Source organism: Rhodococcus shunpengi (genome assembly GCF_048381395.1).
Taxonomy (GTDB): domain Bacteria; phylum Actinomycetota; class Actinomycetes; order Mycobacteriales; family Mycobacteriaceae; genus Rhodococcus.
Window position 1 is genome coordinate 107,419 of record NZ_JBLWIU010000039.1, and the last position, 11,457, is coordinate 118,875.

Annotated in this window: 1 protein-coding gene; it reads left to right on the forward strand. The window is 69.3% G+C overall.

From position 1 onward, the window contains the following. Positions 1–58: 58 nt before the first annotated feature. The coding region (locus ACNJ7K_RS27555) for a non-ribosomal peptide synthetase (protein WP_487042645.1) at positions 59–11,457 on the forward strand (11,399 nt) is incomplete at its 3' end.

Genomic DNA, 11,457 nt, shown 5'->3' on the forward strand with positions numbered 1-11,457 from the left:
GCGGTGTCGCGTGCACAGCGTGACGCCGAGCGCAGGTTATTTCAGGAGGCTGACGTAGATGACGGGTGACATGGCGGGCAAGCCGGCGCTGGCGATCGAGGACCTTCCCCGGTTGCTCGCCGCCGTCGCGGAGATCGAACCCGACCGCGTCGCCCTCACCGACGGTGACACCCGTATCGGCTACGCGCGCCTGCGCGACGAGATCGCCACGCTCGACACCGCCATGGGTGGCGCGCTCGGTTTCGACGCGCTGTTCCCGGTCGTCCTGTCGAACATCGCACCCGCTCTGCTGGGTGCTCCGGGTCTCGCGGGGGTGGTCGACGCCCTGCTGGCCGACGCCGTCGAGGTCCTCGGCGACGATGCGGCAGCACCGGCCACGGTCGATCCCGACACCCTCGTGGCGCGTTTCGACGCCCAGGTGGCGCGGACCCCCGATGCGGTCGCTCTCGAGTTCGACGGGCAGGCCCTGACCTACCGCGAATTCGATGCCCGCGCCAACCGTCTCGCACGTCACCTCATCGGTCTCGGTGTGGGCCCCGACTCACGCGTCGGTCTCGCCGTCCGCCGGTCGTTCGATCTGCTGGTCGGCATGTACGCGATCGTGAAGGCCGGCGGCGCCTACGTGCCGCTCGACCCCGACCATCCGGCCGACCGCCTGGCCTACGTCCTCGAGATCGCCGAGCCGGTCGCCGTCGTCACCACCGAGCGCGACGCCGTCGATCTCCCCGGTTCCGTCCCGGCGCTGACGATCGACACCCTCGACCTGTCCGAGGTATCCGACGAGCCGATCACTCCGGAGGAGCGCGGCGGCGCGCTCACGGCCGATCACCTCGCCTACGTCATCTTCACGTCGGGTTCGACGGGACGGCCCAAGGGCGTCGCCGTCGAGCACCGGGCGATCGTCGCGAACATCGACTGGCGTCAGTCCGAGTACGGGATGCGCGCCGACGACGTGGTGCTGCAGAAGACGCCGTTCACCTTCGACGTGTCGGTCTGGGAGTTCTTCTGGCCCCTGCAGGTGGGTGCCCGTCTCACGATCGCCGTGCCCGACGGGCACCGCGACCCTGCCTACCTCGCGCAGACGATGATCGAACGCGGCGTGACGATCGCGCACTTCGTGCCGTCGATGCTCGCCGTCTACCTCACCGAGCCCACCGCCGCGTCGGTGAGCACCCTTCGCTATGTCTTCGCGTCCGGTGAGGCGCTGCCGCCGCAGACCGTCGCCCGCTTCTACGAGATCTCCTCGGCGCGTCTGCACAACCTCTACGGGCCCACCGAGGCCGCGGTCGACGTCACCTACTTCGCGACCTCCGCCGACGACACCGTCGTGCCGATCGGTGCCGCCGTGGCCGACACCGGCCTCTACGTCCTCGACGAGGGTCTGCGCCCCGTCCCGGACGGTGTCGAGGGCGAGCTCTACCTCGCGGGCGTCCAGCTCGCGCGCGGCTATCTCCGTCGCCCCGATCTGACCTCCGATCGCTTCGTCGCCGACCCGTTCGGCGAGCCCGGCGACCGCATGTACCGCACCGGCGACCTCGTGAAGACGAACGACGACGGGCAGATCGAGTACATCGGCCGCACCGACTTCCAGGTGAAGCTGCGCGGTCTGCGAATCGAACTCGGCGAGATCGAATCGGCGCTGCTCGACCACCCGGGCGTGCGGCAGTCGGTCGTCGTCGTGCACTCCGACCCCGCGCTCGGCGATCACCTCGTCGCCTATCTCGTCACCGACGGCCGCGACATCGAACGGTCGGAGCTCGCCGACGCCGTGCGCCGGCGCCTGCCCGACTACATGGTGCCGTCGCTGTTCGTCGAACTCGACGAGTTCCCGCTCGGCGGCAGCGGCAAGCTCGACCGGAAGGCCTTGCCCGCACCGGATTTCAGCTCCCTGCAGCGCGAATACCGCGCGCCGTCGACGGCTACCGAGCATGCCGTCGTCGCCGCTTTCGAGCAGGTCCTCGGCATCGAGCAGCTCGGTGTCGACGACGACTTCTTCGAACTCGGCGGCAACTCCCTGAGCGCGACGCGGGTCGTCGCGCGGCTCAGCGCCGATCACAAGGTCCGCATCGACGTCCGCGAGTTCTTCGACGCCCCGACGGCGGCCGAACTCGCCTCGCTCGTCGACGCCGCCATGGCCTCGGGTGGCGACGGACGCGCACCGCTGGTCCCGCAGGTGCGTCCGGAACTGGTGCCGTTGTCGCTCGCGCAGCAGCGGATGTGGTTCCTCAACCGCTTCGAGCCCGAATCGGCAGTCAACAACATCCCCGTGGCGATCCGCCTGTCGGGGGCACTCGACGCGGCGGCCCTGCAGGCCGCGGTCACCGACGTGCTCGGCCGGCACGAGTCGCTGCGGACGATCTACCCGGACGTCGACGGTGTGGGCTACCAGCAGGTGCTGCCGGTGGACGAGGTGGTGCCCGACCTGACGCCGGTCCCGGTGGCCGAGTCCGATCTGATCGCCCGGGCCACCGAGATCGTCGGCACCGGCTTCGACGTGACGACGCAGGTCCCCTTCCGGGCCCGGCTGTTCGCCGTCACCGAGACCGGGACCGCGGCCGAGCACGTGCTGGTGCTGGTCGTGCACCACATCGCGTCCGACGGTTTCTCGATGGGTCCGCTGACCCGCGACGTCGTGACGGCCTACGCCGCACGCGTCTCGGGCGACGCCCCGCAGTGGGAGCCGCTCGCGGTGCAGTACGCCGACTTCGCCATCTGGCAGCGGGAGGTGCTCGGCTCGGAGGACGATCCGGAGTCGATCATCTCCTCGCAGGTCGCGTTCTGGCGGGAGACCCTCGCGGGTCTGCCCGAGCAGCTCGACCTGCCGGCGGACCGTCCGCGACCGGCGGTTGCGAGCTACCGCGGTGCCTCGCACCGGTTCGTCCTGGACTCCGAACTCCGTTCCGCCGTCCGCGATCTCGCCCGGCGCACCTCCACCACCGAGTTCATGGTCGTGCACGCGGCACTGGCGGTGCTGCTGGCGCGTCTGTCGGGCACCGACGACATCGCGATCGGCACCCCGGTGGCCGGTCGTGGCGACGCGGCGCTCGACGATCTGGTGGGCATGTTCGTCAACACCCTCGTGCTGCGCACCCGGGTGGAGGGCGGCGAGTCGTTCGAGCAGGTGCTCGGACAGGTGCGCGGCGCCGACCTCGAAGCGTTCGGGCAGGCCGACCTGCCGTTCGAGCGGCTCGTCGAGATCATCGACCCCGAACGGTCGACGGCACGGCACCCGCTGTTCCAGGTGCTCCTCGCGTTCCAGAACCTCGACGCCGACTCCCTCGAACTGCCCGGCCTGACCGTCTCGGCGCTCGATGTCGACGCGGCACTCGCGAAGTTCGACCTGCAGGTCACCGTCTCGGACGACGCCACCGCCGAGGGCTATCTCGTCGACCTCACCTATGCCACCGATCTGTTCGACGCCCGGACGATGGAGTCCTTCGCCGAGCGCCTGACCCGGATCCTCACCGCGGTCGTGACCGAACCCGCACTCCCGGTCGGTGATGTCGCGCTGCTCGACGATGCCGAGCGCACCGATGTGCTCGTCACGTGGAACGCCACCGAGCACGCACTCGGCGACGCCGGGACCCTCGTCGATCTGTTCGCCGAGCAGGTCCGGCGATCGCCGGACGCGGTCGCGGTGGAGTTCGAGGGCGAGACGCTGACCTACGGCGAGTTCTCCGAGCGTGTGAATCGTCTTGCGCGACACCTGATCTCGCTCGGTGTCCGACCGGAGACGTCGGTGGGTCTGGCGATGCGCCGCTCGCTGGATCTGCTCGTCGGTATGTACGCGGTCGTCACGGCCGGTGGTGCCTACGTGCCGATCGATCCGGATCAGCCCGACGATCGCAACGGCCACATCCTCGACACCGCCGCGCCCGTGGTGGTGCTGACCACCGAACGCGACGGATTCTCCGTGCCGGCCGCGGCATCGGTGCCGTCGCTCGCGATCGACGGCCTCGACCTGTCCGCGACACCGGCCGGGCCGGTCACCGACACCGACCGCCTCGCGCCGTTGCGGCCGTCGAACACCGCGTACTCGATCTTCACCTCGGGTTCGACGGGACGCCCGAAGGGTGTGGCGGTCGCCCATGCCTCGGTCGTCAACCAGATCCGGTGGATCACCACCGAATACGGGATCGGCCCCGACGATGTGGTGCTGCAGAAGACCCCGTTCACCTTCGACGTGTCGGTGTGGGAACTGTTCGGCACCCTCGCCGTCGGTGCGCGCATGGTGATCGCGGTCCCGGACGGTCACCGCGACACCGCCTATCTCGGCACCGTCATCCGCGAACGCGCGGTGACGGCGACCTCCTTCGTCCCGTCGATGCTCGCGGTGTTCGCCGCGTCGGTGTCGCCCGACGACTGCGCGTCGCTGCGCACCGTGCTCGTCGCAGGTGAAGCCTTCCCGCTGTCGGTGGCCGAGCAGTTCTCCCGGATCAGCGACGCCGAACTCCACAACCTCTACGGCCCCACCGAGGCCACGGTGCACGCCACCGCCCGCCCGGTCGCAGGAACGACGGGTGGTTCCGTCGCGATGGGCGCTCCGGTGTGGAACACCCGCGCCTACGTGCTCGACTCGCGGCTGTCGCCGGTTCCCGCCGGTGTCGTGGGAGAGTTGTATCTCGCGGGCGTGCAGGTGGCGCGCGGTTACGTCGGCCGCCCCGATCTGACCGCCGAGCGTTTCGTCGCCTCGCCCTTCGGCGAGGGTGAACGTCTGTACCGCACGGGCGACCTCGTGCGCTGGAGCAACGACCGCAGCGGCGATCTCGAGTACCTCGGCCGCACCGACTTCCAGGTCAAGCTCCGCGGTCTGCGTATCGAGCTCGGGGAGATCGAGACCGCGCTGCTCGACCACACCGGGGTGTCGCAGGCCGCCGCGCAGGTGCGGCACGAACAGCTCGTCGCCTACGTGGTCCCGGCCCCGAACACGACCTTCGACCGCGACGCCGCGCAGGCCGCGCTGAGCGCGGTGCTCCCGGCCTACATGGTGCCGTCGCAGTTCGTGGTCCTCGACGAGATGCCGCTCGGCAGCTCGGGCAAGGTCGACCGGAAGGCGCTGCCCGACCCGGTCTTCGAGGCTCGCGGCTTCCGTGCACCCACGACCCCGGTCGAAGAGGTCGTCGCCGGCGTGTTCGCCGACGTCCTCGGTGTCGACCGTGTCGGGCTCGACGACGACTTCTTCGCCCTCGGCGGCAACTCGCTCATCGCGACGCAGGTCGTCGCGCGCCTCGGCTCCGAACTGGGAACCGTTGTGCCCGTTCGTGTCCTGTTCGAGGCGCCCGGCGTGGCCGCTCTCGCCGCCCGCGTCGAGCAGAGCGAGGCCCAGGGCCGCACGCCGCTCGTCGCACAGGAACGTCCCGAGCGGGTCCCGCTGTCGCTCGCGCAGCAGCGGATGTGGTTCCTCAACCGCTTCGAACCGGAATCGGCCGTCAACAACATCCCCGGCGCGATCCGGTTGACCGGCGCTCTGGACGTCGAGGCGCTGCGCTCCGCGGTGGTCGACGTGCTCGGCCGGCACGAGTCGTTGCGGACGATCTACCCGGACGTCGACGGTGTGGGCTACCAGCAGGTGCTCCCGGTGTCCGAGGTCGAACCCGACCTCACGCCGGTCGACGTCACCGAGACGCAGCTGGTGCAGAGCATCACCGATCTCGTCTCGTCCGGCTTCGATGTCTCCACCCAGGCACCCTTCCGGGCGCAGCTGTTCGCGGTGTCGGCGACCGAACACGTGCTCGCGCTGGTCGTGCACCACATCGCCGCCGACGGCTTCTCGATGGGCCCGCTCACCCGCGACATCGTCTCCGCCTACGCGGCCCGCGCCGCCGGTGGAGAACCGGGCTGGGAACCGCTGCCGGTCCAGTACGCCGACTTCGCGATCTGGCAGCGGGAGGTGCTCGGCTCGGAGGACGATCCGGAGTCGGTCATCTCCTCGCAGGTCGGTTTCTGGCGGGACACGCTCGAGGGTCTGCCCGAGCAGCTCGACCTGCCGGCCGACCGCCCGCGGCCCGCCGTCGCCACCAATCGTGGTGCCCTGCACGAGTTCACCATCGACGAGACGCTGCACGACCGCATCGTCACGCTCGCCCGCGAACGCAACGCGACCCCGTTCATGGTGGTGCACGCCGCGCTGGCGGTGCTGCTGGCGCGTCTGTCGGGCACCGACGACATCGCGATCGGCACCCCGGTGGCCGGTCGTGGCGACGCGGCGCTCGACGATCTGGTGGGCATGTTCGTCAACACCCTCGTGCTGCGCACCCGGGTGGGGGGCGGCGAGTCGTTCGAGCAGGTGCTCGGACAGGTGCGCGGCGCCGACCTCGAAGCGTTCGGCCACGCCGACCTGCCGTTCGAACGACTCGTGGAGGTGCTCAACCCCGAGCGCTCCACCGCACGTCACCCGCTGTTCCAGGTGATGCTGTCGTTCCAGAACCTCGAGACCGGCACGCTCGAACTTCCGCGGCTGACCGTCGAGGCCGTCGACCTCGACATCGCGACCGCCAAGTTCGACCTCCAGTTCGTCGTCACCGAGACGCCGACCGCGACCGGTGCCGCCGAGTACTCGGTGGGCCTGACCTACGCCACCGATCTGTTCGACACCCGCACCGTCGAGCGTGTTGCCGAGCGCTTCGTCCGTCTCCTCGATGCGGTCACCGGCGATCTCTCCGTCGCGATCGGTGATGTCGACCTGCTCGACGACGCCGAACGCGTGCAGGTCCTCGAGCAGTGGAACGACACCGACCGCGCGCTCGACAACACCTCGACCCTCGTCGATCTGTTCGCCGAGCAGGTACGGCGGTCGCCGGATGCGGTCGCGGTGGAGTTCGAGGGCGAGTCGCTGACCTACGGCGAGTTCTCCGAGCGTGTGAACCGTCTTGCACGACACCTGATCTCGCTCGGTGTCGGCCCCGACGCGCGGGTGGGTCTGGCGATGCGCCGCTCGCTGGATCTGCTCGTCGGTATGTACGCGGTCGTCACGGCCGGTGGTGCCTACGTGCCGATCGATCCGGATCAGCCCGACGATCGCAACGGATACATCCTCGACACCGCCGCGCCCGTGGTGGTGCTGAGCACCGAACGCGACGGATTCCGCGTACCGGGGGAGAGATCCGTCCCGAGCCTGCTCGTCGACACCCTCGACTTGTCCGCGACGGCGTCCGAGCCGGTCACCGACGTCGAGCGGACGTCTCCGCTGCGGGCGTCGAACACCGCCTACGTCATCTTCACGTCCGGGTCCACCGGGCGCCCGAAGGGTGTGGCGGTGCCGCACGGCGCGATCGTCAACCGCTTGCGCTGGATGCAGCACGAATACCCGCTCACCGCCGCCGACGTGGTGCTGCAGAAGACCCCCTTCACCTTCGACGTGTCGGTGTGGGAGTTCTTCTGGCCCTTGCAGATCGGTGCCCGACTGGTGGTCGCCGTGCCCGACGGTCACCGCGACCCGCGGTACCTGGCCTCGGTGATCGAGCGGCGCGGCGTGACCGTCGTGCACTTCGTGCCGTCGATGCTCGCGGTGTTCGTCGCCGAGGCATCGGCCGACGACCTCACCTCGCTCCGTCACGTCTTCGCCTCCGGTGAGGCACTGCCGCCCGCACTGGCCGCACGCACGCGGGCACTGCTGTCCGACGCCGGCCTGCACAACCTCTACGGCCCCACCGAGGCAGCCGTGGACGTGACCTACCACGAGGCCACCGACGCCGACACGGTCTCCGTGCCGATCGGCGCCCCCGTGTGGAACACCCGCGTCTACGTCCTCGACGAGCGTCTCGCGCCCGTGCCCGTGGGGGTCGCGGGAGAGCTCTATCTCGCGGGAGCTCAGCTCGCCCGCGGGTACATGCAGCGCCCCGACCTCACGGCCGAACGCTTCGTCGCCTCGCCGTTCGGCGACGGTGAGCGGCTGTACCGCACCGGCGACCTCGTGCGCTGGACGGAGGGCGCCGGCGAACTCGACTACATCGGCCGCACCGACTTCCAGGTCAAGCTCCGCGGTCTGCGCATCGAACTCGGCGAGATCGAGACCGCGCTGCTCGTCCTCGACGAGGTCGACCAGGCCGTCGTGCTCGTCCGTCAGGACCAGCTCGTCGCCTACGTGGTCCCGCAGGCCGGTGCGACCTTCGATCAGGTGGCGGCCGGTGCGGCACTGTCCGCGCAGTTGCCGGCCTACATGGTGCCCGCCACCTACGTGCTCCTCGACACCATGCCGCTCGGTGCGTCCGGCAAGCTCGACCGCAAGGCACTGCCCGACCCGGTCTTCGAGGTCAAGGAGTTCCGCGCTCCCACCACCTCCACCGAGCAGGTCGTGGCGTCGATCTACTCCGAGGTCCTCGGTGTCGACCGCGTCGGCCTCGACGACGACTTCTTCGCGCTGGGCGGCAACTCGCTCATCGCCACCCAGGTGGTCTCCCGCATCGGTGCAGCGCTGAACGCCACCGTTCCGCTGCGCCTGCTGTTCGAGGCCTCCACCGTGGAAGAGCTTGCGGCACGCCTCGAACGCGGGGTCTCCGGCGGTCCGCGCCGGCCCCTCGTCGCCACCGAACGACCTGATCGGGTTCCGCTGTCGCTCGCGCAGCAGCGCTACTGGTTCCTCAACCAGTTCGACACGGCGTCCTCCGCGGTCGACAACATCCCGATCGCCGTGCGGCTCGTCGGCACCCTCGACGTCGAGGCGCTCCGTGCGGCAGCACGCGACGTCATCGCGCGGCACGAATCGCTCCGCACCATCTACCCGGATTCGCCGGAGGGCCCGCACCAGGTGGTGCTCCCGCTCGACGGTGCGCTGCCCGAACTCGTCGTGCGCGAGGTCGCGGAGGCCGAACTCGAACCCGAGATCGTCGCCTTCATGTCGACGACCTTCGACGTGACCTCCGAGGTGCCCGTCGCGGTGCGCATCTTCCGCGTCAGTGACGACGAGCACATCCTCGCGCTGGTCGTGCACCACGTGTCGGCCGACGGTGCGTCGGTCGGCCCGCTCACCCGCGACCTGATGACGGCCTATGCAGCGCGCTCCCACGGGGACGCCCCGGCATGGGAATCGCTGCCCGTGCAGTACGCCGACTACGCGCTGTGGCAGCGCGAGGTGCTCGGCAGCGAGGACGATCCGGAATCGCTGGCCGCCAAGCAGGTCGAGTACTGGAAGCAGGCCCTCGCCGGCCTTCCCGACCAGCTCGACCTCCCGTCCGACCGCCCGCGTCCACCGAGCCAGAGCTTCCGCGGCGAATCGTTGCAGTTCACGATCTCACCCGAACTGCACCGCGGCCTGCAGGAACTTGCGCGGTCGAAGAACGCGACGCTGTTCATGGTCGTCAACGCGGCCTTCGCGACCTTGCTGGCACGGCTCTCGGGCACCCGCGACATCGCGATCGGCACCCCGATCGCCGGTCGTGGCGAGCGCGAGCTCGACGACCTGATCGGCATGTTCGTCAACACGCTGGTCTTCCGCAGCGACGTCGACCCGGCCCAGTCCTTCGAACGACTCCTCGAAGGCACCCGCGAGACCGACCTCGGTGCCTTCGCGAACGCCGACGTGCCGTTCGAACGCCTGGTGGAAGTGCTGAACCCCGTGCGCTCGACCGCCCGCAACCCGCTCTTCCAGGTGGGTCTGTCGTTCCAGAACCTGGCGCGTACCCAGCTCGAACTGCCCGGTCTGACGGTGAGCTCCACCGATTTCGAGCTGCAGCTCGCCAAGACCGACCTGCAGCTCACGGTGTTCGACCACTACGACGACGACGGTGCACCCGACGTCATCGACGCCACCTTCACGTACGCGACCGATCTGTTCGACGAGTCGACGGTCGAAGGCTTCGCGCAGCGTTTCGTGCGGGTCGTCGAGGCGATCGTCGCCGACCCGACCACGACCGTCGGCGACATCGACATGCTCGACGGATCCGAACGAGTCGAGATCCTCGAGTCGTGGAACGCCACCGACCGTGCGGTCGAGCAGGCGTCGACGCTCGTGGATCTGTTCGGCGAGCAGGTCTTGCGGGTGCCGGATGCGACGGCGTTGGTGTTCGAGGGTGAGTCGCTGACCTATGCCGAGTTCGATGCGCGTGTCAATCGTCTTGCGCGCAGGTTGATTTCGGAGGGTGTGGGTCCGGAGTCGACGGTGGCGTTGGCGATGCGTCGCTCGGTCGAGTTGCTGGTCGGTATGTATGCGGTGGTCACGGCCGGTGGCGTGTACGTTCCGGTGGATCCGGATCAGCCGGACGAGCGCAATGCGTACATCCTCGACACGGCTGCTCCGGTGGTGATCCTGTCCACCGAACGCGACGGGTTCACGGCACCGGGGGAGAAGTCTGTCCCCACCCTGCTGCTCGACAGCCTGGATCTTTCGGACGTCTCGGCCGCCTCTATCGCCGACGGCGAGCGGATTGCGCCGTTGCGTGCGTCGAATACGGCGTATGTGATCTTCACGTCGGGTTCGACGGGCCGGCCGAAGGGTGTGGCGGTGCCGCACGCGGCGATCGTCAACCAGTTGCTGTGGAAGCGTGAGCATTTCGGTCTCGGCGTCGATGATGCGGTGTTGTTGAAGACGGTGGCGACGTTCGACCTGTCGGTGTGGGAGTTCTGGTCGGCTCTCGTGTCCGGTGGGCGTGTGGTCGTCGCGTCGGCGGACGGTCATCGTGATCCGGCCTATCTGAACCGGTTGCTGACCGAGCAGGCGGTGACGACGCTGCACGTGGTGCCGTCGATGCTCGAGGCTCTGATGGTCGACGCCGACGGAGTGCTGGCCTCCTCGCTGCGCCACATCCTCGCCATCGGCGAAGCGCTGCCGCCGGCGACCGCCCAGCGGTTCCTGACCCACAACCGGGCGCGGCTCGTGAACCTGTACGGCCCGACCGAGGCCGCGGTGTCCGTCACCGCCGGTGATGTCACCGACATCTCGGGTGCGTCGGTGCCGATCGGTGTGCCCGAGTGGAACACCCGTGTCTACGTGCTCGACGAGCGCCTGCATCCGGTTCCGGCCGGTGTCGCCGGTGAGCTCTACCTCGCCGGTGCGCAGCTCGCGCGTGGTTATTTCGGGCGCCCGGATCTGAGCGCGGAGCGGTTCGTCGCCTCGCCGTTCGGTGACGGGGAGCGTCTGTATCGCACGGGTGATCTGGTGCGGTGGACCCGTGACGGTCAGTTGGATTACCTGTCGCGCACCGACTTCCAGGTGAAGGTGCGTGGTTTCCGTATCGAGCTCGGTGAGATCGAATCCGCTCTGCGCGCGATGGATGCGCTGCGTGATGTCGCGGTGATCGCCCGTGAGGACGAGCGGGTCGGCACCCAGCTGGTCGCCTACGTCGTGCCCGCGGACGGTGCGCAGGCGGACATCGAGTCGATCAGGTCCGCGCTCGGCGCCCGGGTGCCGTCGTACATGGTCCCGTCGGCGTTCGTGACGCTCGATGCGCTGCCGCTGAACGTCAACGGCAAGCTCGACCGCAGGGCGCTGCCCGAGCCGGTCTTCGAGACCCGCGAATTCCG